Raw genomic sequence first — 22,378 nt, forward strand, 5'->3', positions numbered from 1 at the left:
CGCGTCACAACCTGTGGCGCATAGGGTTGTTGGGTGACTCCTACAATCAAGCCATGATTTCACGTGAACCCACCCTAGAGCGTTTGGCCATTGCCCAACGGTTGTTGCTTGAGCCGTTTGGCTTGGACGAGTCCCATCTGACAAGAACCTTGGCCGAGATTCGGGCTCACAAAGTAGATGACGCCGATTTGTATTTTCAATACACCCGCTCTGAAGGCTGGAGCTTAGAAGAAGGCATTGTCAAAACCGGCTCCTTCAGCATTGACCAAGGTGTGGGCGTGCGCGCTGTGAGCGGTGAAAAAACGGCGTTCGCGTATTCGGATGATATTTCTGAAGCGTCGCTCATGGATGCCGCTCGCACGGTGCGCACCATTGCTGCGGCTTCCAAGGGCGGGCGCGTGAAAGTGCCTTCGCGTCGGGTGGCTTCGAGTCGTTCGCTGTACCGAGACCTCGACCCCATCGCGTCTCTCGACAGCACCCAAAAGGTGGCCTTGCTAGGCCGCGTGGAAAAGATGGCGCGTGCCAAAGACCCGCGCGTGTCACAAGTGATGGCTGGCTTGGCCAGTGAATATGATGTGGTGATGGTGGTGCGTGCCGACGGCACTTTGGCTGCCGACGTTCGCCCTTTGGTTCGGTTGAGTGTGACGGTGATTGCCGAGCACAACGGTCGCCGTGAAATGGGCTCGGGCGGAGGCGGTGGCCGTTTTGGGTTGGACCATTTTGACGATGCCTTGGCACAAAGCTATGTGGATGAAGCCGTCAAAGCAGCGCTGGTCAACTTGGAGGCGCGACCTGCCCCCGCAGGCGAGATGAGTGTGGTGTTGGGCCCAGGTTGGCCGGGCATCTTGTTGCACGAGGCGATTGGCCATGGCTTGGAGGGCGACTTCAATCGCAAAGGGTCCAGCGCTTTCAGTGGCCGCATTGGCCAACGCGTGGCCGCCAAAGGTGTGACGGTGTTGGATGACGGCACCTTGCCTGACCGCCGTGGCTCTCTGAATGTGGACGACGAAGGACATGCGAGCCAGCGCAATGTGCTGATTGAAGACGGCATTTTGAAGGGCTACATCCAAGACAGCATGAACGCCCGCTTGATGGGGGTTAAGCCCACAGGCAACGGTCGGCGCGAAAGCTATGCCCACGTGCCCATGCCTCGCATGACCAATACCTACATGCTGGGCGGTGACAAGGACCCGCAAGAAATTGTGGCGAGTCTCAAGAAGGGCTTGTACGCCGTGAACTTCGGTGGTGGCCAGGTGGACATCACCTCCGGCAAGTTTGTGTTTTCGACCTCGCAAGCGTATTGGGTAGAGAACGGCAAGATCCAATACCCCGTCAAGGGGGCCACTTTGGTGGGCAACGGCCCCGACGCATTGACGCGTGTGAGCTTGATCGGCAATGACATGGCGCTCGACACCGGGGTGGGTACATGCGGCAAGGAAGGCCAAAGTGTCCCTGTGGGCGTGGGGCAACCCACACTGCGTATCGATGGCTTGACGGTTGGCGGAACGGCGTAAACCCTAGCCCATTGTCAGCAAACGGCTTGTTTTGCTGTGCTACATTTCAAGACATGAGTTCTGCACGTTTTTATTTTGCTTACTTTTTTATCTCACGCCCCACCGGCGGTCGAGAGGTCTGAACGTATCTGAAACAAACGCTCTGAACTCCCAAACCAACCGCCGGAAACCCCGGCGGTTTTTTTTTAGGACGCGACCATGAAATCGAACACAAGTTATCCAAGCCACGTTGAAAACACCAGTCAAACCGACGATCAACGTATCAAGGACATCACCGTGCTTCCTCCTCCCGAACATTTGATTCGCTTCTTTCCCATTCAGGGAACACCTGTTGAAAAACTCATCACCAGCACGCGCAAGACCATTCACAATATCATGCATGGCAGCGATGACCGTTTGTTGGTGGTGATTGGTCCGTGCTCCATTCACGACCCCGCAGCAGCGATTGACTACGCCCGTCATTTGCAACCTTTGCGTGAAAAATACGCTGACACCTTAGAGATCGTGATGCGTGTTTACTTTGAAAAACCACGTACTACCGTGGGCTGGAAGGGGCTGATCAACGACCCTTACCTTGACGAGAGCTACCGCATTGATGAGGGCTTGCGCATTGCGCGTCAGCTCTTGATTGAAATCAACCGCTTGGGGCTACCCGCAGGCAGCGAGTTCTTGGATGCGATCAGTCCACAATACATTGGCGACTTGATTTCGTGGGGTGCGATTGGTGCCCGTACGACCGAGAGCCAAGTGCATCGCGAGCTGGCATCCGGTATTTCCGCGCCGATTGGTTTCAAGAACGGCACCGACGGCAACATCAAAATTGCCACCGACGCCATTCAGGCGGCAGCTGGTGCCCATCACTTTTTGTCAGTTCACAAGAACGGCCAAGTGGCGATTGTTCAAACCAAGGGCAACAAAGATTGCCACGTGATTTTGCGCGGTGGCAAAGCGCCCAATTACGATGCAGCCAGTGTGAGTGCAGCTTGTGACGAGTTGACTAAAGCGAAGTTGCCTGCCAGCTTGATGGTGGATTGCAGTCACGCCAACAGCAGCAAACAACATGAGCGTCAATTGGTGGTGGCACGTGACATCGCCGAGCAAATCAGCGGTGGTTCACACCAGGTGTTTGGTGTGATGATTGAAAGCCACATCCACGGTGGTGCGCAAAAGTTCACGCCAGGCAAGGACGATGTGTCCAAGCTGGAATATGGCAAGAGCATCACTGACGCATGTCTGGATTGGAATGACTCGGTGGCGTCGCTCGATGTGTTGTCACACGCTGTTGCTGTGCGTCGCGCACAGCAACAGCGTTGAGTTATTGCGCCAGCGCTGCCAATAGCTTGTCGTGAATGCCGCCAAACCCGCCATTGCTCATGCACAGTACGTGGTCGCCAGGCTGGGCCGCGGCGACCACTTGAGCAATCACCTCATCCACAGTGGCACCTACACAAGCCCGAGCGCCCATGGGCTGGAGTGCTTGTGCTGCATCCCAATCCAAGCCGCCGGAGTGACAAAACGCCAAATCAGCGTCTTCCAAGCTCCAAGGCAGCTGCGACTTCATGGTGCCTAGCTTCATGGTGTTGCTGCGTGGTTCGAACACGGCCAAGATGCGTGCATTGGGCCCGACCTTGCGGCGTAGGCCATCGACCGTGGTGCGGATGGCGGTCGGGTGGTGGGCAAAGTCGTCGTAGACCGTGATGTCTGCGCCTGCCCGTGGCACATGACCACGCACTTCCATGCGGCGGCGCACGTTTTGAAAGTCGGTGAGCGAGGCCGCTGCTTGCGCCGGTGCCACACCCAAATGCTCAGCTGCTGCAATGGCTGCCAATGCGTTGAGCTGGTTGTGTACGCCTGTGATGTCCCATTGCACGCGACCCACCTCTTGGCCGTTGTGTCGTACTGCAAAGTTGTCGGGTTCGCCTTGGATAGACCAGCCGGTTGATACCCCGTTGATATGTGGGCCGAATTTGGCTACCTCGCTCCAGCAGCCTTGGGCCAATACCCGGTCTAAGCTTTCCTCGCCGGCGTTGACCACCACGCGCCCACTGGCTGGGACCGTACGTACCAAATGATGGAATTGGCGTTCGATAGCGGCTAGGTTGTCAAAAATGTCTGCGTGGTCGAATTCGAGGTTGTTCAAAATTGCTGTACGAGGGCGGTAGTGAACAAATTTGCTACGTTTGTCAAAGAACGCTGTGTCGTACTCGTCGGCCTCAATCACGAACGGTGTGCGTCGATGTGCCGCCACTTCTGCGGTGCTGCTCAAACGGCCCAAACGAGCCGATGTGCCAAAGTTCATGGGCACGCCGCCTACCAAGAAGCCCGGCTCAAGCCCGGCGGCTTGAAGAATCCAGGCCAGCATGGAGGTGGTGGTGGTTTTGCCATGTGTACCGGCCACGGCCAGCACATGCCGGGGTTGGCTGGGGTGGTGCAACACGTGTTCAGCCAGCCACTGCGGACCGCTGGTGTAGCAAGCGCCAGCCTCCAAGATGGCCTCCATCAACGGAAATTTCGGACTGCCGTCGACCAATCGTGCCCGTGACACCACATTGCCCACCACATACACATCGGGGTTGAGGCGCATCTGATCTGCGCCAAAGCCCTCAATCAACTCAATTCCCAGACTGCGCAATTGGTCGCTCATGGGGGGATAAACCCCGGCGTCGCAGCCAGTGACTTGGTGACCAGCCTCACGTGCCAGTGCTGCCAGCCCTCCCATGAAGGTGCCGCAAATTCCTAAAATGTGTATGTGCATAGGGGGATTTTAGGTGGGGGACAATGGCCAACTTATGAATAGTCTGTCTCAAGAGATCGCCGCAACCGCTGCTCGCATGGTGGTGGAAGAAGGCTTGGAATACGGCTCGGCCAAACGTCGTGCCCTCAAGCAGATGGGCTTGCCTGCACGCACGGCATTGCCTGGCAATGATGTGGTTGAAGCCGAGGTGCGTGACTACATCGATGTGTTTTGTGCCGACAGCCAGCCCGCCGAATTGGCTGCGTTGCGACAACTCGCGGTGGTGTGGATGGAGCGTCTGGCTGAATTTAGGCCCCACCTCAGCGGTGCAGTATGGCGTGGTACTGCGACTGCTTTGTCTGATATTTACCTGCAGTTGTTTTGCGATGATCCCAAATCGGCAGAAATTCGGCTCATTGATCATCAAGTTCGCTACGAAGTCAGCACAGTTCAGGGGTTTCAGGGTGAAACGGTCGATGCCTTGAGCATGGTGTGTTCCTGTCCTGGTTTAAGCCAGCGGACCCTGGTGCATTTGATGATTTATGACCGTGATGACCTCCGTGGTGCGTTGAAGTTGGATACGCAAGGTCGTAGCTCGCGTGGCGATTTGTTCGCATTAAAAAGATTGATTGAGGAAGTTAAATGACGATGAATACATCACGCCGATATGCTTTGTATGCGGGGGTGGCTGCGGCGGCAGGGCTGACTGGTGTGGGTGTAGCCTGGCACCGACATCAATTGGCAGAGGTATCTAAAGAGGCCTTAGATGGTTTATGGGGAGCTGAATTTCAGACGCCAACCCAAGACACATTGCATTTGAAGGCTTTTCAGGGGAAAAGCCTGGTGTTGAATTTTTGGGCTACATGGTGCCCTCCTTGCGTGGAGGAGATGCCTCTATTGGATCGCTTTTTTCGGGAAAATTCAGCTAAAGAGTGGCAAGTTCTGGGATTGGCCATTGATCAGCCCAGTCAGGTACGTAAATTTTTAGCGCAATTCCCGGTGAGCTATCCAATAGGTTTGGCTGGTTTGGGAGGGACTGAGCTGTCTAAGTCTTTGGGTAATCCAGAAGGCGGCTTGCCATTCACGGTGGTGCTGGATGCGCAAGGGCAGCTCAAACAGAGAAAAATCGGTAAATTAACCGAAGATGATGTGAAAAACTGGGCTTGAATTTGTATTTTCAAACTTATTCCAAGTCTCTCAATCGATTTTTGGTGTAAATTCAGAGGTCTTTCGCAACAAATAGGATGTAGTTATGGATTTGAGAAAACTCAAGACGTTGATCGACCTGGTCTCGGACTCGAATGTCTCTGAACTCGAAATCACCGAGGCAGAAGGTAAGGTCAGAATTGTCAAGAGTGCTCCAACTCCTGTGGCGATGGTGACTTCTGTGGCCGCTCCGGTGGCTGCTGCACCTGCGCCTGTTGCTGTGGCAGCCGCCCCTGCTGTGGTGGTTCCTGAAGCGCCTGCTGGACATACCGTGAAGTCGCCTATGGTCGGTACCTTCTACCGCTCATCAAGCCCAGGCTCCAAAGCTTTTGTGGAAATTGGCAGCCAAGTCAAAGAAGGCGAAACCATTTGCATCATTGAAGCCATGAAGATCTTGAACGAGATCGAAGCAGACAAGTCTGGCACCATCACCCAAATCTTGGCTCAAAACGGGCAGGCTGTGGAATACGGCGCACCATTGTTCGTGATCGAATAACGGGCGACGCTTCCATGTTCAAAAAAATTCTGATTGCCAACCGAGGCGAAATCGCCTTGCGCATCCAACGTGCTTGTCGCGAGCTGGGTGTACAAGCGGTGATGGTGTATTCCGAAGCCGATCGAGACGCTAAATACGTGAAATTAGCCGACGAAGCGGTCTGTATTGGTCCTGCAGCCTCTCCTTTGAGTTATCTCAACATGCCCGCCATCATTGCGGCGGCTGAAGTCACCGATGCTGAGGCCATACACCCGGGCTATGGCTTTTTGAGCGAAAACGCTGACTTTGCCGAACGGGTGGAAAAGAGTGGATTCCAATTTATTGGACCGACACCGGAATCGATTCGCATCATGGGCGACAAGGTGTCGGCCAAGCAAGCCATGATCAAAGCGGGGGTGCCTTGTGTGCCTGGTTCTGAAGGCGAGTTGCCAGATGACCCGGCTCAGATCCGTCGTATTGCCAAGACCGTCGGTTACCCAGTCATCATCAAAGCTGCTGGCGGCGGCGGTGGTCGTGGTATGCGCGTGGTCCATACAGAAGCGGCTTTGATCAATGCCGTGCAAATGACCAAGGCTGAAGCGGGTGCTGCATTTGGTAATCCTGCGGTGTACATGGAGAAATTCCTCCAGAACCCACGGCACATCGAAGTTCAAATCCTGGCCGACAAGTTCAAGAACGCGGTGTATTTGGGAGAGCGTGATTGTTCGATGCAGCGTCGTCACCAAAAAGTGATTGAAGAAGCGCCGGCGCCCGGCATTCCACGCAAACTGATTGAGAAAATTGGTGAGCGTTGTGTGGCAGCTTGTAAAAAGATTGGTTATCGCGGTGCAGGTACGTTTGAGTTCTTGTATGAAAACGGAGAGTTCTATTTCATTGAGATGAACACCCGCGTTCAGGTCGAACACCCCGTGACGGAGTACATCACGGGCATTGACATCGTTAAAACGCAAATCATGGTGGCTGCTGGCTTGAAACTACCTTTCACTCAGCGTGACATCGTGATCCGCGGCCACGCCATTGAGTGCCGCATCAACGCTGAAGACCCATTCAAGTTCACGCCTTCGCCGGGTCGCATCACCATGTGGCATGCACCTGGTGGCCCAGGTGTGCGGGTGGATTCTCATGCGTACACCAACTACTTTGTGCCGCCTAACTATGACTCGATGATTGGCAAAATCATTGTGCACGGTGACACGCGCGACCAAGCCTTGGCGCGTATGCGCACAGCCTTGGCGGAGACCTTGGTGGAAGGTATCAACACCAACGTGCCCTTGCACCGCGAGTTGATGGTGGATGCCAAATTCATGGCGGGTGGCACCAACATCCATTACTTGGAAGAGTGGCTTGCCGCTCACAAACGTTGATGGTTGAGTTACGTCTTCTGTGTCCTGAGAACCAGGTGGAAGCGGTATGCGATGCGCTGGATGCCTTGGACGCGCTCAGCGTGTCTGTGGAAGATGCGGATGCCCAAACCGATGCCGAGCAAGCCTTGTTTGGTGAACCCGGCATGCCTCCACCCAAAGAAGGCTGGCAGCGTTCACGCATCATCGCTTTGTTTCCGGAAGGTGCAGCAGCCGATGAAGCCGCCCATTTGTTGAGTGTGCAAGACTTTTTTGCTGGCTGCCAACACCTGGGCGTGCAAGAAGTTGCCGATCAAGATTGGGTGCGTTTGACGCAATCGCAATTTTCTCCTGTGGAAATCACGCCAGAGTTTTGGATTGTTCCCACTTGGCACGAGCCACCCGAGCAAGCGCGCAAAGTCATTCGTTTAGACCCCGGTCTCGCGTTTGGCACAGGCACGCATCCGACCACCCGCATGTGTTTGCGTTGGATTGCGACGCACGATGTGTCGCAACAACGCGTGTTGGACTACGGTTGCGGTTCTGGCATTTTGGCCATTGGTGCTGTGCTTCATGGTGCACAGACTGTCGACGCGGTGGATATCGACGAAGCGGCGGTCACCTCCACTGTGCTCAACGCTGAGGCCAATCGTGTGCAGCTCAATGCGGGTTTCCCTGACAAGGCGACAGGCGTCTACGACACAGTGTTGGCCAATATCTTGGCGACACCATTGAAGATGTTGGCGCCACTGTTGCGACAACACGTGCAAGCTGGTGGGCATTTGGTGCTGGCAGGTATCTTGGAGCGCCAAGCTCAAGAATTGAAGGATGCTTATGCGCCTTATTGCACTTTGCAAGTCAGCGACAGTGAAGATGGCTGGATTTTGATGACCGCACACTGCTGATGGATATCACCCACTGCCCCGAATGCAGCACCGCTTTCAAGGTGACGCCTGAACAATTGGCGTTGGCCAGTGGGTGGGTACGGTGTGGTCGGTGTGGTGCGGTGTTTGAAGCGCAACGGCATTTCACGCCCAATCCTTTGCCAGAAGCAGCGTCATTGATCACGTCAGAGCAGGCGTCATCCAAATCTCAAGACAAGCTGTTTGCGCAGGACAAAAAAGCTGACAGCGTCTCGGGTCATGCACAAGCTGTGTCAACGCGTTGGCCTACGTGGCTGGCATTAAACGCGCTGTTGTTGCTCCTTTTGATTTGGCAAATCGTTTTGTCACAGCGCCACGTCTTGGCCGCAGAAGAGCCTGCCTTGAAGCCCATCTTGGAGGCTTTGTGCGCGCCGGTGGCGTGTGAGGTGACGTGGCCACGTGAGCTAGATGCTGTTCAGATTGAAAACACCAGCTTCAGTGAGAATCTAGAAGGTGGTTACACCTTGCAAATTCGCTTGCGTAACACCCAGCATCATCCGGTTGCCACTCCTTATTTAGAGCTGAACCTCACTGATTTGCAAGACCAGGTGGTGGTCAGGCGCGTGTTCTCCACCGAGGAAATGGCGTTGTCATCGCAGATGACAGCTTTGCGTGATGTGCGCTCGACCTTGAACTTTGATTTGGATGCTGACATCAGTGAGCATGTGTCAGGTTTTCGCGCGCTGATTTTTTACCCTTGATTGAGAAAGTAGTTTTATGGCATCGCTGATTTGCGGCTCGCTCGCGTTTGACTCCATCATGAGCTTTGAGGGCCGCTTTGCTGAGCAAATCTTGCCCGAACAGCTGCACATTTTGAACGTATCTTTTTTAGTGCCTGCCCTGCGTCGCGACTATGGTGGTTGTGCTGGCAACATTGCCTATAGTTTGAAAATCTTAGGCGGTACACCCTTGCCCATGGCCACTTTGGGCATTGACGGCACGGACTATTTGCAGCGTTTGAAAAACTTGGGCATTGCCACTGAATATGTGCGTCAAGTTGAAGGGGCATACACTGCACAGGCCATGATCATGACCGATCATGACAACAACCAAATCACGGCTTTCCATCCAGGCGCCATGATGCAGGCGCACACCACACGTATCGAAAAGCGTGGCGATATCAAGTTAGGCATCATTTCTCCCGACGGACGTGATGCGATGTTGCAGCATGCCGAGCAATTCAACGCAGCCGACATTCCTTTTGTATTCGATCCAGGTCAAGGCTTGCCCATGTTTGACGGTGTTGAGTTGGCGCGTTTCATCGACCAATCCACCTGGGTCACGGTCAACGACTACGAAGGCAAGATGCTCTGTGACCGCACAGGCCTGAGCAGTGCGGATATCTCGCGCCGTGTCCAAGGCTTGGTCGTGACTTTGGGGGCTGAAGGATGTGAAGTCTGGATCGATGGTGAAAAAACGCTGCTCCCACCCGTCAAAGCACAAGCAGTGGTAGATCCCACAGGGTGTGGCGATGCGTGGCGCGGTGCTTTGTTGTTTGGCCTTGAGCAAGGCTGGTCACTTGCCAAATGTGCAGCTTTGGGCAATCAGGTGGGCGCCCTGAAAATTGCACAACGTGGCCCACAAAACTACAGCGTTGACGGTTTGTCTGTGGCTTGATCGCGCAGTGCCGACCAGTTCGCATGGCTGCTCACGGCAGCACTCACACGCAACTGTTTGCGTTTAGATGTTTGCCCACGTGCCAAACTGATATGGCTTTTGGCCACTTGCAAGGTGCTTGCCAACCATGCCATCAATGCCAAGTTGGCTTTGCCATCTACCGGTGGTGCATGTAAACGCACACGTAACGCACCATCGTGCAACCCATCCGCCTGGGTACGTGTGGCATTGGGAATCACGTGAATATCCACGATGACACTTCCATCTTTGTCCGTTCGCAAAAAGCTCAGTTTGGGTAAAGGCATGACGAGGCTAAATAAAAAGCCCGAGGCCTTGCGGCTTCGGGCTTGAGCTGACGGAGAACCGTCGCCACTGATACTGAAATCAGGGCTTGCTGGCGGTCGGGAATGGCCACGCAGCTTGGGGGTTCAGCGTCGTCTGCGCAGGGGCAGCGGGTGCTTTCGCAGCTTTCTTGGCGGCTGGTTTTTTGGCGGCTTTCTTGGCAGCAGGCTTTTTAGCAGCTGGTTTTTTGGCAGCAGCTTTTTTCGCTACTTTCTTGGCTGCAACCTTTTTGGCTGCTGGCTTTTTAGCGGCTGCTTTTTTAGCAACAGGCTTCTTAGCTGCAACTTTTTTAGCTGCTGGCTTTTTGGCCGCTACTTTTTTAGCAACAGGCTTCTTAGCTGCAACTTTTTTAGCTGCTGGCTTTTTGGCTGCTACTTTTTTAGCTGCTGGCTTTTTAGCGGCTACTTTCTTGGCTGCGGGCTTTTTGGCCACAACAGCTTTCTTTGCGGGGGCCTTTTTAGCGGCCGGTTTTTTTGCAGTTGCCATTTTTATGTTCTCCTAGATCAAGTTGAGATCATTGGGTGAAAAGCACTTCGCATCTGTTGGAGCATGCAAAGCGATTCATGGCGCTGGACCCGGGTCCAACCCCATGAACACAGTGAGTCCGGCACATCACCTCGAAGTGGGTGTTTGTGTCTGTGACGGACAAATTGGGTGACATAGTGTGTGTGATATCAATCCCAGGACAGAGCGCCACCTGATTGGTACTCGATCACACGGGTTTCAAAGAAATTGCGTTCCTTCTTGAGGTCGATCATCTCGCTCATCCAAGGGAAAGGGTTCTCTTCATTGGGGAACAACTGCTCCAAGCCAATTTGTGTGGCACGGCGGTTGGCGATGTAGCGCAAGTAACCCTTGAACATCGATGCATTCAAGCCCAGAACGCCACGTGGCATGGTGTCTTCGGCATAGCGGTATTCCAGTTCAACCGCCTTCATGAACAGCGCCTTGATTTCAGTTTTGAACTCAGCCGTCCACAACTGTGGGTTTTCAAGCTTGATGGTATTGATCAAGTCAATGCCAAAGTTGCAGTGCATGGACTCGTCACGCAAGATGTATTGGTACTGCTCAGCTGCGCCAGTCATTTTGTTTTGACGTCCCAAAGCCAGAATTTGGGTGAAACCTACGTAGAAGAACAAGCCTTCCATCAAGCAGGCAAACACGATCAACGACTTCAGCAATGTTTGATCGGTCTCTTGCGTGCCCGTGTGAAAGTTGGGGTTCATGATCGCGTCGATGAACGGGATCAGGAACTCATCTTTATCGCGGATCGATTGCACTTCATGGTAGGCATTGAAGATCTCAGACTCATCCAAGCCCAATGATTCCACAATGTATTGATAGGCATGGGTGTGAATGGCTTCTTCAAACGCTTGACGCAATAAGAACTGACGGCATTCAGGCGCTGTGATGTGACGGTAGGTACCCAACACAATGTTGTTGGCAGCCAAAGAGTCGGCCGTCACGAAGAAACCCAAGTTGCGTTTGATCAGGCGGCGCTCGTCGTCGCTCAAGCCATTGGGATCTTTCCACAACGCGATGTCACGCGTCATGTTCACTTCTTGTGGCATCCAGTGGTTGGCACATGTGGCGAGGTACTTTTCCCAAGCCCATTTGTATTTGAAAGGAACCAACTGGTTCACATCCGTTTGGCCATTGATGATGCGCTTGTCGGCAGCGTTCACGCGACGCTCGCTGGTCGCAGTGGCAATAGATGGTGTGGGAGATGTAGGTGCCGTTGCACCGTCATTGAGCGTGCGAACTGCGGCAGCAGGCTGTGTGGCTTGTGCTGCAGAAAGAGGTGGGAATTCCATCGAGCTGGCAGTTGTGCCGCTTGCTAAAGGTGATGGCGATGAGGGCTTGACTTCTTCGTCCCAGGTCAACATAGAAAATTTTCCAATACGCTAATTATGAATGCAACGAAGAGAAACGCAAAGCGTTGATTCACTTCGTTGCTTATTTTTGTTGCTCAATTGCAAAAAATCACTGACACGATTCGCAGGTGGGATCGTCCACACCACAGAACTTGATGTCAGTGGCAGGGATGGCATTCATCTGTGCTTGCGCAGCAGCGGCTGCTGCTTCGAGCGCACTCATGCCACTGGTGCTGGCACCGCTGGAAGACACCGCGTTGTGCGAGCCTGCTTGTACAGTGGATTTCTCCACTTGTTGTGCGCTGGATGTGCGCAGGTAGTACGTGGTCTTCAAGCCGCGCAACCATGCGAGCTTGTAGGTCTCGTCGAGCTTCTTGCCCGATGCGCCGGCCATGTAGATGTTGAGCGACTGTGCTTGGTCGATCCATTTTTGGCGACGTGCAGCCGCTTCAACCAACCAGGTGGCTTCGACTTCAAAAGCAGTGGCATACAGAGCTTTGATTTCTTGTGGCACGCGGTCAATGGGTCGCAGCGAACCATCAAAGTGTTTCAGGTCCATCACCATCACGTCATCCCACAGACCTAAGCGTTTCAAGTCACGCACCAAGTAGCTGTTGATCACCGTGAATTCACCCGACAAGTTGGACTTGACCGAGAGGTTGCCAAAGCAAGGTTCGATCGAAGCGTCCACGCCAATGATGTTGGAGATGGTTGCCGTCGGTGCAATGGCCACGCAGTTGGAGTTGCGCATGCCGTCTTGTGCAATCTTTTTGCGCAGTGCATCCCAGTCCAGCGTGGCTGAGCGGTCCACTTCCACATAGCCGCCGCGCTCTTTGGCCAACATGTCCAAAGTGTCGAGGGGCAACAGGCCACGATCCCACAGAGAACCTTTGTAGCTGGAGTACTTGCCGCGCTCTTTGGCCAACTCGGTCGATGCCCAGTAAGCGTAGTAGCAAATCGCTTCCATCGATGTGTCGGCAAACTCCACCGCCGCTTGTGATGCGTAAGGAATGCGCATTTCATACAAGCTGTCTTGGAATGACATCACGCCCAAGCCCACGGGGCGGTGGCGCAGGTTGGAGTCACGCGCTTTTTTCACTGCGTAGTAGTTGATGTCGATCACGTTGTCGAGCATGCGCATGGCGACTGTGATGGTGCGTTTGAGTTTGTCGTGGTCGAGCTCTTTGCCGTTGGGGCCGTCTTTCAAGTGCTGCGACAGGTTCACCGAACCCAGGTTACACACCGCTGTTTCGGTGTCGCTGGTGTTGAGCGTGATCTCTGTACACAAGTTGGACGAGTGCACCACGCCTGCATGTTGTTGGGGTGAACGCACGTTGCATGCATCTTTGAAAGTGATCCAGGGATGGCCAGTTTCAAACAGCATGGAGAGCATCTTGCGCCACATGTCTGTGGCTTGCACTGTTTTGCTAGGTTTGATTTCGCCGCGGCGTGCCTTTTCTTCGTAAGCCACATAGGCTTTCTCGAACGCTGAGCCAAACAGATCGTGCAGATCAGGCACATCAGAAGGGGAGAACAAGGTCCACTCACCCTTTTCCATCACGCGACGCATGAACAAATCAGGAATCCAGTTGGCCGTGTTCATGTCGTGGGTGCGGCGGCGGTCATCACCGGTGTTTTTGCGCAGTTCCAGGAACTCTTCTATGTCCAAGTGCCAAGTTTCCAAGTAGGTGCACACAGCACCTTTGCGTTTGCCACCTTGGTTGACGGCCACGGCGGTGTCATTGACCACCTTCAGGAAAGGCACCACACCTTGTGACTCGCCATTGGTGCCTTTGATGTGGCTGCCCAAAGCACGCACACGTGTCCAGTCGTTACCCAAGCCGCCTGCAAATTTGGACAGCAGGGCGTTTTCTTTGATCGACTCATAAATACCGTCCAAGTGATCGGGCACCGTGGTCAAGTAGCAGCTAGAGAGCTGTGAGCGCAACGTGCCGCTGTTGAACAGCGTCGGGGTACTCGACATGAAGTCGAACGATGACAAAACTTCGTAGAACTCAATGGCGCGGGCTTCACGGTCAATTTCGTCCAGCGACAAGCCCATGGCCACGCGCATGAAGAAGGCTTGCGGCAGCTCAATGCGTTGTTTGCGCACGTGCAGGAAATAGCGGTCATACAGCGTTTGCAGACCCAGGTAATCAAACTTCAAGTCACGGTCGGCTTTGAGTGCCAGACCCAAACGCTTCAAATCAAATTGCAACAGGCGCTCATCCAGTAAGTCGTTGTCCACACCCTTCTTGATGAATTGTGGGAAGTAGTCGGCATAGTGTTGATCCATGTCCGAGTGAGCCACTTCTTGGCCCAACACTTCGCGCACGATGGTGTGCATCAACAAACGTGCGGTGGCATAGGTGTAGTCAGGGTCTTTTTCGATCAACGTACGAGTCGCCAAAATGGCGGCCTTGTACACCTCGTCCATAGGCACACCGTCATACAGGTTGCGCATGGTCTCTGCCATGATGGGTTCGGGCTTGACATCTGCGCCCAAGCCCGTGCATGCGTCATGGATCAAGCCTTGCAGATGGTTCAGGTCAAGGGGGACACGTTGTCCGCCATCGATCACATGCAGCGCAGGTACGGCGGGAGTTTGTTGTTCTTTGGTATGTGCACGTTCCTGGGTACGACGCTCGCGGTACAGCACATACGCACGCGCGATTTCGTGATGACCACCGCGCATCAAGCCCAACTCCACCTGGTCTTGCACGTCTTCAATATGGAACGTGCCACCGCCTGGGCGTGAGCGCATCAGCGCACGCACCACACCTTGCGTGAGTGAATCCACCACTTCGCGTACGCTGGCTGATGCCGCGCCTTGCGTGCCATGCACCGCCAAAAACGCTTTCATCATCGCTACCGCAATCTTGGCCGGTTCGAATGGCACCACAGCGCCATTGCGGCGAATGATTTGGTAGTGCGTCAACATCGAGACGTTGTCTGAAGCGACCCTGTCTTGAGGTGTCGATTGGTGGCTTGTGCTGGCAGTAGATGCCGCAGTTTCAGCGATTTGCATGACGTGTTCTTCCTTGTTATATCTAGACGTTGCTGGTGGTCTTGGCAGCGTGCGTGTTTTGTCTGCCTGAGGTACCTTGGATGCGCACTTTGTAGCAAAGTGCGCCATCAACAGGACACACTATATCTGGTGTTGAACCACCCTTCAAGACACTAGGGGTAGTGTTTTAAGGTGTAGAAATTGATTTCTTGTGGCGGGTGTTGTGTCATAGCCCCAGGTACATTTTTGGCGCATGCAATCCGGGCCCAATCGGCATGCGGGTGTGCAAATGAAACGCTTGATTTATGGGCCTTTGGGGCATGTTTGACGCGCCAATGCCCATGCAGACATGGGATGTGAAATACGGTGAATCAGCAGCGCACAGCGCAGGTGCACGCGAAAGGGCTTAGGATTTTTTTTCTTCTGTCGATGAAAGAAAAATATTTTCGGGAAAACACCTGTCCGGCCAACCCAAGTACTGTTGCAAAAACCGCCACTCAAAGCCAGCACCTGGGTCTTGTTTGCGCCCAGGCGCCACGTGTTCGTGTCCCGCTATGTGTGCAATTGGATAGTGTTGTGCGATGGCTGTGGTCAGGTGCCCCAGCGTTTCGTACTGTGGTTCTTCAAAACGCTGGCCATCCAGGCCTTCGAGTTCAACCCCAATCGAGTCGTTGTTGCAATCGTCGCGTCCCCGGTAGTGCGAGCGTCCTGCATGCCAGGCCCGGTCATCACAACTGACAAACTGCACCAGGTCACCATTGCGCCGGATCAAGAAGTGGGCCGACACCTCCATGCCACGAATGTGCGCAAAGTAAGGATGGGCGTCCCAGTCCAGGGTATTGGTGAACAAGGCCTGCACTTCGGGGCCGCCGTACTGCCCTGGCGGCAAGCTGATGGCATGGACCACCACCAAATCCACCTCAGCACCTGGTGGGCGTGGCCCAAAGTTGGGTGAATGGATGTGCCGGGCAAACTGGTACCAGCCTTGGCGCCACAGCGTATCAACCGTCAAGGTGTGGCCCTCAACCTTGCGCCTGCTGGCGATGTGCTTCGCTGCAATACACACCTTGCAGGCCTCGCACCGCATCGCTTTCTGGCAGGTGTACGCCACATTGGGCGCAAGTCACCATCGTTTGAGGACCAGAGGGTTGACGCGACTTTTTGGTCTCCGTGTGTTGCGGGCGTTGCTGGCGAATCCACCAGATACCTCCCAATACCATCACCAGCAAGATCAGGTATTTCATAGGCTTCTGCCCAACACCACTTCCAGCACAAAGCGGGAACCGGCATAGCCCAGTAGCAACAAGCCAGAACCGATGTACAGCATGCGCACGGCGGTGCGGCCACGCCAGCCAAAGCGGCTGCGGCCAATCAGCAGCGCTGCGAAAGTCAGCCACGACAAAACAGAGAACACCGTTTTGTGGTTCCAGCGCCAGGCGGCTTGTTCACCATACAAGCTGTCGCCAAACAACCAGCCCGCAGCCAAGGTGGCTGTCAACAACGCAAAGCCGCCGGCGACAAAGCGAAACGTCAAGCGTTCCAGCGTTAGCAAAGGCAGGCCCACATGGGTGTCAGTGCCTGAGCGCATGTTTTTTTCTGCACGCATCATCAGCCACGCATGCACCACGGCGGCTGCAAACAAACCATAAGAGGCAATGCCCAGTGCCCAATGCAACGGCAACCAAGGCGATGCGGCCATGTGCAAGGGCGCTCCTGGAAACACAGCGGCCAACAGCACCACCACAGCACCCAAGCTGGCCAGTGTCCAGCGGATGCGCAGCTGTGGGAACCAATGCTGCTCCAATAAATAAAAGGTGAACATCAACCAAACCGTGACCGACAAAGCAGGGGCAAAACCAAAACGCGCAAAACCCTCTTGTGCGCCAAACAGTGCAAACACCAAACCGAGCCCATGCAAGACCCATGGTACGGTCAACAAGCGGTGGCTGATTGAGCTGGCGATGCGCGGACCCATCAGCGCCGTCAAGGCATAGGCCGCCGCAGTGGGCAGGCCAAGCCATAAGCTGTGAGGGACGTCGCTGGCTAAAATCATGGTGCAAGTTTAGCGTTTTGCTTGACCCATACACCAAACCCACCTTGGGGCTATTGATGGCTTCCACCCTCACCGACAAACTCTCACGCCTGGTCAAACACATCAGCGGACAGGCCCGCATCACCGAAAGCAACGTGGCCGACATGTTGCGCGAGGTGCGCATGGCCTTGCTGGAAGCCGACGTGGCCCTGCCCGTGGTGCGTGACTTCATTGCCCGCGTGAAAGAAAAAGCCCTGGGTCAAGAAGTCATTGGCTCATTGCAACCGGGCCAAGCCTTGGTCGCCATCGTCAACCAAGAGCTGGCGGCCACCATGGGCGAGGGCGTGAGCGACCTCAACTTGGCAGCACAACCGCCTGCCGTCATCCTGATGGCGGGTTTGCAGGGCGCGGGTAAAACCACCACCACTGCCAAACTCGCACGTTGGCTCATCAATCAGCGTAAAAAGAAAGTGCTCACCGTCTCGGGCGACGTGTACCGTCCAGCCGCCATCGAGCAGTTGAAAACCGTCACCGCACAAGCAGGGGCTGAGTGGTTCCCCAGCACCCCCGATCAAAAACCCGAAGACATTGCGCGTGCGGCGCTCGACTACGCGCGCAAACATTACTTTGACGTGCTACTGGTTGACACTGCTGGCCGCTTGGCCATTGACGAAGCGTTGATGCAAGAAATCAAGACCTTGCATCGCGTGCTCAACCCGGTGGAGACCTTGTTTGTGGTCGATGCCATGCAAGGTCAAGACGCCATCAACACCGCCAAAGCCTTCAAAGAGGCTTTGCCACTCACTGGCATTGTGTTGACCAAACTCGATGGTGACTCACGCGGTGGCGCGGCCTTGTCGGTGCGCCAAATCACGGGTGCCCCCATCAAGTTTGCGGGTACCAGCGAAAAACTCGATGGCCTGGAACTCTTCGATGCCCAACGCCACGCAGGTCGCGTCTTGGGCATGGGTGACATCTTGGCCTTGGTCGAGCAAGTCACTGCCGGTGTCGACATGGAGGCCGCGCAAAAGCTGGCCGATAAAGTCAAGCGCGGTGACGCCTTTGACTTGAACGACTTCTTGGCCCAAATTCAGCAAATGCGATCCATGGGCGGCTTGTCGAGCTTGATGGACAAACTGCCTACACAGATGGCGGCCAAAGCCAGCGAAGTCGACATGACCCGCGCCGAGAAAGACATCGGTCGCAAGCAGGGCATCATCCACAGCATGACCGCGCTGGAGCGCCGCAAACCCGACCTCATCAAAGCCACACGCAAGCGCCGTATTGCCGCTGGTGCCGGTGTTCAAGTGCAAGACGTCAACCGCTTGCTCAAAGAGTTTGAGCAAATGCAAGACATGATGAAGAAGATGCGCGGCGGCGGCCTCATGAAAATGATGAAGCGCATGGGTGGCATGAAAGGCATGCCCGGCATGGGCGGGGGCGGCTTTCCCGGCATGCGCTGAAGCCGCTTGGCCCTGATGCGCTCGCCTTGTGCCTGCTGGTTGCGCCAGCAGCACAGTCTGCAGATTCAGTACTGGCTCGCCGGCAAATCCACCTGCATACCGTCCATCGCTTCGGTCAGCGTGATCTGACACGACAAACGGCTGTTGGCTTGGCGTGTGCAGGCAGCAAAGTCCAGCATGCCGTCTTCGTCGTCGCTCATGGCGGGCAACTGGCTTAGCCAGGGTTCGCGCACCATCACATGGCAAGTGGCGCAGGTCAGGGTGCCGCCACAGTCGGCGGCCACGCCCTCGATATCGGCTGACACGGCGGCCTTCATCAAACTGTGTCCTGGCTTGGCCTCGATGGTGGTGCCTGGCGTGTCTTGGGCGTGGTTGAACAGGGTGATGCGAATCATAAAAATGGTCCTTGTGCGCGCTGTCAGATGCGGCCGAAATATTCTCGGCGTTGAAACTCTAGCGTGTCTTCGGCGGCCTCAAAGCGTTGTTGCTCCGCTTGCTTGATGCGGCTGTAGTAGCGCACAAACGCGTCGCCAAAACCTTGCGCCATGGCCGCATCGGCTTGAAATGCCTTCAAGGCTTCGCCCAAGTGGCTCGGAATACGTGTGCTGCCCGTGTCGTCGACGGGCAGGGTTTGATAAGGCGCTTCGGTGGCCAGCGGCGGCATGCGCTGTTGCGCGATGCCTGCCAAGCCCGCGTGAATTTGCGAGGCCATGTACAAATACGGGTTGGCAGCGGGTTCGCCCAAACGGTTTTCAATCCGTGTGGCGCTGTCGCCTGCCTGGCCAATCACACGCAGCATCGCGCCTCGGTTGTCGCGTCCCCAAACAATGGACTGTGGGGCCAGCGCATTGGGCTGAAAACGTCCGTAGCCATTGGCCGTGGGCGTGCACAACAGCGTGCTGCCCTTGGCATGGTCGAGCAAGCCTGCCAAATAATGCGCCCCCACATCAGACAGGGTGTGGCGTGCGTCATGGGCTTGGGTGAGGGGCGCAGCCTCGTCGCGCATCAGCGCATTGCGGCCGCTGTCAAGGTCCACCAACGACTGGTGCAAGTGCCAGCCGCTGGACATGATGTGTTGAAACGGCGGGCGGCACATGAAGGTCGCGTGGTAGCCCGCACGCCGCAGCGCCTGGCGCACCCCATTGCGAAACAGCACCATGTTGTCGGCAGCCGTCAGTGCGTCCGTGGCACTGAACACCGCTTCCACTTGGCTGGGCCCGAACTCAATTTCCAGCGACAACAAAGGCAACCCCAAGCCCTGCGCGGTGTGCTGCACGATGCGCAGCGGCTCCTCGCATTGGTCCATGTCGTGTTCTGACAGCAGACGGTAGCCCGGGTGAATCATGTGCACCGCAGGCGCGCGGCCTGGCCAGGCCGCCAAGTCGGGGTCGAGGTCGTTGCCCTGCGTGGCGTCTTGCAAACGGTAAATGTGAAATTCAATTTCCAGGCCGCACTTCAGCCCTAAACCTTGCTCGGCCAAATGTGCGAGTGCGCTTTGCAATTGGTAGCGACTGTCCAGCTCAACAGGCTGTGCGTTGGGAAACCAGGGCTGGCATTGCAGCCAAGCGGTGTTGTCCGCCCACGGCAAGATGTGCAGGCTGTCCGGGTCGGGCATCAGCAGCAAGTTACTGGCAAATTCAAAGCCCGGCAACTCGTCGGAGATGCTGGCTTCAAACACCTTGAACGCGGTGCGATCGGACGTGTCTTTGAGCAGCAAGGTGCTCACCATGCCGACGCCGTTGTGCAGCGCTTCAATGGCGGCTTCGGTCACCAAAGTTTTGCAGCGTGTCACGCCATGCACATCGCACCAGGCCAAACGCACCAGCTCAATGCCGCTGGCGCGCAGCAGTTGTGTGGCGTGTGCCACGGCGGCTTGTCGTGCTGGGGTGTCTAAGCCGCAGCGTGTGGCGAAGGGGCTCATGCGCGGACCTGGGCGTTGTGTGGGTCGGCATCGACCTGCGAGGTGGGCAACGCCGCAGGCCATGGCGCGCCGGCACGCTTGGCCACCACCGCGTGCTGCCACCACGCTTGCCAGTCGTGTGCGGGTGCAATGCCGTCCACCGTGTCGGGGCCGATGCGCTGGGCCGCCACCTCGGGGTTGGCCAAGCCGGGTGGCAGCTTGCCCGCCGCCACATCGTCAATCGCTTGCAGCAGGGTGCGGCGGTTGGCCATGATGGCTTTGTCGCTGGTGCCCAGGTGCTCGCGGGTGCGGTCTTGAATCGGCCCCATGCTTTCGCAGGCCCATTGGTCGTGCACATTGATGTCGTTCTCGCCCATCCCTAAGTAAGTGCGCGTCATTTGTTCTTGCGGGTCAAACCCCCACTGGTTGTGACGGCCTGATTTGGGTGTGTAGTTGGGCAAATCAATCGCTTGCAAACGTTGGTTGCGCATGGCCTCTTTGTCCACCGGCCCCTCAAAACTGGTGAACACCGAATACCAATACGTGTGCGTGTCATCCACCGGCACATGCATCTGGGTGATGGTCATGGTTTCAGACAGCGGAATCACAAAGGTGTGCGGAAAAATCGCATTCGTCACCCGCACATGGGTCAAGGCCTCGGTCATCGGGCGGAGGCTGGTCAGACGCATGCCAAACGGCATGGCCTCCACGCTGATCTGTGGCTGGTCGAACTCGCGCATCACCCGGGTCATGGGCCAGCGTTGCCCGTCAATCTCGCCAGCACTGGCGCCGCGAAACTGTTTGCCATAGGTGTCGTCCAACGACGCGTCGTTGAAAAAACGGTGCAAGAACGACGCATGCGCCGGGTCCACGCCCACCTCAAAGGCCTGCAACCAGTTGCATTGCCACAATCCTTTGAAGGCAAAGGTGTGGCTGTTGGGGGCGGTGAAACAGTCGAGCGCTGGAAAGGCTGGGGGCGTGCTGTCTTGCGGTCCGAACCAGCCAAACAAAATGCCGCTGCGCTCCACCAACGGGTAGCTGCGTTGCTTCACATGCGCGCACAGCTTGCTGCCCGTGGGCTCGGCCGGGGTCTCGGTGCATTGGCCGGTCACATCAAATTTCCAGCCGTGAAACGGGCAGCGCAGGCCATCTCCCTCGTTGCGTGCAAACGCCAGGTCTGCGCCCCGGTGCGCACAGTCACGGTCGAGCAAGCCAAACATGCCTTGCGCGTTTTTGAACAGCACCAAGTCTTGTCCCAGCACCCGCACCGCCTTGACAGGGCGCACGCCCATGCGTGCATCGAGCGTGGGGTTGAACTCGTCCACCAGCGCCACCGGTTGCCAGTAGTGGCGCATCAAGTCGCCGCACGGTGTGCCCGGGCCAATGCGCGTGATGCGCTCGTTGAGTTCTGCTTTCATGGCTTGCCTCTGTCTCTTGGTGATGCGCTCTTTATACAACGCAGGCGTTGCGTCTTTTTTGACCTGGCACAGCCCGCGTGCACGTGGGCGACAGCACAATACGCCCATGACGCATCTGTTGTTTGTGTACGGCACCTTGTTGCCTGGCTTGTGTCGCCATGAGGTGATGCAAGGCGCACGCCCTGTGGGCGCTGCCCACGTGCCAGGCAGTTTGTTTGACTTGGGCGCTTACCCCGCGCTGGTGGGCGGTGCAGGCCAAGTACTGGGCCAAGTGTTTGAGGTGGACGACGCCATGCTCGCGCGCCTGGACGAGGTGGAGTCCTACCAGCCTGAACGCCCCGAGCGTTGCGAATACCTGCGCGAACGTGTGGTGGTTGACCTCAGCGATGGCCGCAGCTTGCAAGCGTGGACTTATGTGTACAACCGCAGCTTAGAAGGCTGTGTGCCGATTCCCCACGGTGACTACCTGCGCTATTTGAAAGACACGGGGTACACCCCGACGTGGTGATGCG

Annotated in this window: 22 protein-coding genes; 11 read left to right on the plus strand and 11 right to left on the minus strand. The window is 55.9% G+C overall.

What is annotated here, in order from left to right; genetic code table 11:
- The first annotated feature begins 53 nt into the window (after positions 1-53).
- Entirely contained in the window at positions 54-1,514 is a 1,461-nt protein-coding gene (gene tldD / locus B9Z41_RS04030) for a metalloprotease TldD (RefSeq protein WP_100145784.1), read from the plus strand.
- A 198-nt stretch (positions 1,515-1,712) separates the two neighbouring features.
- Entirely contained in the window at positions 1,713-2,828 is a 1,116-nt protein-coding gene (locus tag B9Z41_RS04035; RefSeq protein ID WP_100145325.1) for a 3-deoxy-7-phosphoheptulonate synthase, read from the plus strand.
- Position 2,829: 1 nt separating this feature from the next.
- Here B9Z41_RS04035 and mpl read toward each other — a convergent pair whose 3' ends face one another.
- Positions 2,830-4,269 carry a UDP-N-acetylmuramate:L-alanyl-gamma-D-glutamyl-meso-diaminopimelate ligase gene (gene mpl, locus B9Z41_RS04040; RefSeq protein ID WP_100145327.1) on the minus strand — a complete coding sequence of 480 codons (1,440 nt, stop codon included), beginning with the start codon at positions 4,267-4,269 and terminating at the stop codon, positions 2,830-2,832.
- 34 nt (positions 4,270-4,303) lie between these two features.
- On the opposite strand from mpl, the gene B9Z41_RS04045 reads away from it, so the two are divergent.
- The 7 genes from B9Z41_RS04045 (at position 4,304) to B9Z41_RS04075 (ending at position 9,830) form a co-directional block, all read left to right on the plus strand.
- The gene (locus B9Z41_RS04045; RefSeq protein ID WP_100145329.1) at positions 4,304-4,894 is read left to right on the plus strand and encodes a hypothetical protein; all 591 of its coding nucleotides are present in this window, start codon (positions 4,304-4,306) and stop codon (positions 4,892-4,894) included.
- Positions 4,891-5,415, plus strand: a complete 525-nt coding sequence (locus tag B9Z41_RS04050) for a TlpA disulfide reductase family protein (protein ID WP_100145331.1) — start codon at positions 4,891-4,893, stop codon at positions 5,413-5,415. The genes B9Z41_RS04045 and B9Z41_RS04050 overlap by 4 nt, the downstream gene beginning before the upstream one ends.
- A gap of 85 nt (positions 5,416-5,500) precedes the next feature.
- On the plus strand, positions 5,501-5,950 hold the full coding sequence (accB, locus tag B9Z41_RS04055) for an acetyl-CoA carboxylase biotin carboxyl carrier protein (RefSeq protein ID WP_100145333.1): 450 nt from the start codon (positions 5,501-5,503) through the stop codon (positions 5,948-5,950).
- A gap of 14 nt (positions 5,951-5,964) precedes the next feature.
- Positions 5,965-7,314: an acetyl-CoA carboxylase biotin carboxylase subunit gene (gene accC, locus B9Z41_RS04060; protein ID WP_100145335.1), complete on the plus strand. Its 1,350-nt coding sequence runs from the start codon at positions 5,965-5,967 to the stop codon at positions 7,312-7,314.
- Positions 7,314-8,195: a 50S ribosomal protein L11 methyltransferase gene (gene prmA, locus B9Z41_RS04065; RefSeq protein WP_100145337.1), complete on the plus strand. Its 882-nt coding sequence runs from the start codon at positions 7,314-7,316 to the stop codon at positions 8,193-8,195. The genes accC and prmA overlap by 1 nt, the downstream gene beginning before the upstream one ends.
- Positions 8,195-8,914 carry a zinc-ribbon and DUF3426 domain-containing protein gene (locus B9Z41_RS04070; RefSeq protein ID WP_100145786.1) on the plus strand — a complete coding sequence of 240 codons (720 nt, stop codon included), beginning with the start codon at positions 8,195-8,197 and terminating at the stop codon, positions 8,912-8,914. The genes prmA and B9Z41_RS04070 overlap by 1 nt, the downstream gene beginning before the upstream one ends.
- Positions 8,915-8,930: 16 nt before the next feature.
- The gene (locus B9Z41_RS04075) at positions 8,931-9,830 is read left to right on the plus strand and encodes a carbohydrate kinase family protein (protein ID WP_100145339.1); all 900 of its coding nucleotides are present in this window, start codon (positions 8,931-8,933) and stop codon (positions 9,828-9,830) included.
- Here the strand turns inward: B9Z41_RS04075 and B9Z41_RS04080 are convergent.
- From B9Z41_RS04080 to B9Z41_RS04105, 7 genes are all read right to left on the minus strand, one after another.
- On the minus strand, positions 9,800-10,081 hold the full coding sequence (locus B9Z41_RS04080) for a DUF167 domain-containing protein (protein ID WP_233202508.1): 282 nt from the start codon (positions 10,079-10,081) through the stop codon (positions 9,800-9,802). The genes B9Z41_RS04075 and B9Z41_RS04080 overlap by 31 nt on opposite strands.
- Before the next feature lie 133 nt (positions 10,082-10,214).
- A complete protein-coding gene (locus B9Z41_RS04085; protein WP_100145343.1) occupies positions 10,215-10,658 on the minus strand; it encodes a histone H1-like DNA-binding protein in 444 nt (147 codons plus the stop codon).
- A gap of 188 nt (positions 10,659-10,846) precedes the next feature.
- A complete protein-coding gene (locus tag B9Z41_RS04090) occupies positions 10,847-12,058 on the minus strand; it encodes a ribonucleotide-diphosphate reductase subunit beta (RefSeq protein WP_100145345.1) in 1,212 nt (403 codons plus the stop codon).
- A 97-nt stretch (positions 12,059-12,155) separates the two neighbouring features.
- Complete coding sequence (locus B9Z41_RS04095; RefSeq protein WP_100145348.1) at positions 12,156-15,074, minus strand: ribonucleoside-diphosphate reductase subunit alpha; 2,919 nt, start codon at positions 15,072-15,074, stop codon at positions 12,156-12,158.
- Positions 15,075-15,459: 385 nt separating this feature from the next.
- Positions 15,460-16,065: a 1,6-anhydro-N-acetylmuramyl-L-alanine amidase AmpD gene (ampD, locus tag B9Z41_RS04100; RefSeq protein WP_233202509.1), complete on the minus strand. Its 606-nt coding sequence runs from the start codon at positions 16,063-16,065 to the stop codon at positions 15,460-15,462.
- A gap of 10 nt (positions 16,066-16,075) precedes the next feature.
- The gene (locus B9Z41_RS17025) at positions 16,076-16,297 is read right to left on the minus strand and encodes a PP0621 family protein (protein WP_108300836.1); all 222 of its coding nucleotides are present in this window, start codon (positions 16,295-16,297) and stop codon (positions 16,076-16,078) included.
- Positions 16,294-17,106 carry an inner membrane protein YpjD gene (locus B9Z41_RS04105; protein WP_100145352.1) on the minus strand — a complete coding sequence of 271 codons (813 nt, stop codon included), beginning with the start codon at positions 17,104-17,106 and terminating at the stop codon, positions 16,294-16,296. The genes B9Z41_RS17025 and B9Z41_RS04105 overlap by 4 nt, the downstream gene beginning before the upstream one ends.
- 56 nt (positions 17,107-17,162) lie before the next feature.
- Between B9Z41_RS04105 and ffh the strand changes: the two genes are divergently transcribed.
- Positions 17,163-18,548: a signal recognition particle protein gene (gene ffh / locus B9Z41_RS04110; protein WP_100145354.1), complete on the plus strand. Its 1,386-nt coding sequence runs from the start codon at positions 17,163-17,165 to the stop codon at positions 18,546-18,548.
- A 65-nt stretch (positions 18,549-18,613) separates the two neighbouring features.
- On the opposite strand, the gene B9Z41_RS04115 is transcribed toward ffh, so the two are convergent.
- Genes B9Z41_RS04115 through B9Z41_RS04125 form a run of 3 tightly spaced genes read right to left on the minus strand, consistent with a single transcriptional unit; the run spans position 18,614 to position 21,866 of the window.
- On the minus strand, positions 18,614-18,943 hold the full coding sequence (locus B9Z41_RS04115; RefSeq protein ID WP_100145356.1) for a 2Fe-2S iron-sulfur cluster-binding protein: 330 nt from the start codon (positions 18,941-18,943) through the stop codon (positions 18,614-18,616).
- A gap of 23 nt (positions 18,944-18,966) precedes the next feature.
- Complete coding sequence (locus tag B9Z41_RS04120) at positions 18,967-20,469, minus strand: glutamine synthetase family protein (RefSeq protein WP_100145358.1); 1,503 nt, start codon at positions 20,467-20,469, stop codon at positions 18,967-18,969.
- A complete protein-coding gene (locus tag B9Z41_RS04125; RefSeq protein ID WP_100145360.1) occupies positions 20,466-21,866 on the minus strand; it encodes a Rieske 2Fe-2S domain-containing protein in 1,401 nt (466 codons plus the stop codon). The genes B9Z41_RS04120 and B9Z41_RS04125 overlap by 4 nt, the downstream gene beginning before the upstream one ends.
- Before the next feature lie 106 nt (positions 21,867-21,972).
- Here B9Z41_RS04125 and B9Z41_RS04130 point away from each other — a divergent pair, with 106 nt between their 5' ends.
- On the plus strand, positions 21,973-22,374 hold the full coding sequence (locus B9Z41_RS04130) for a gamma-glutamylcyclotransferase (protein ID WP_100145788.1): 402 nt from the start codon (positions 21,973-21,975) through the stop codon (positions 22,372-22,374).
- Positions 22,375-22,378: the final 4 nt, after the last annotated feature.

The sequence above is a fragment of the Limnohabitans sp. JirII-31 genome (genome assembly GCF_002778315.1).
Classification (GTDB): domain Bacteria; phylum Pseudomonadota; class Gammaproteobacteria; order Burkholderiales; family Burkholderiaceae_C; genus Limnohabitans.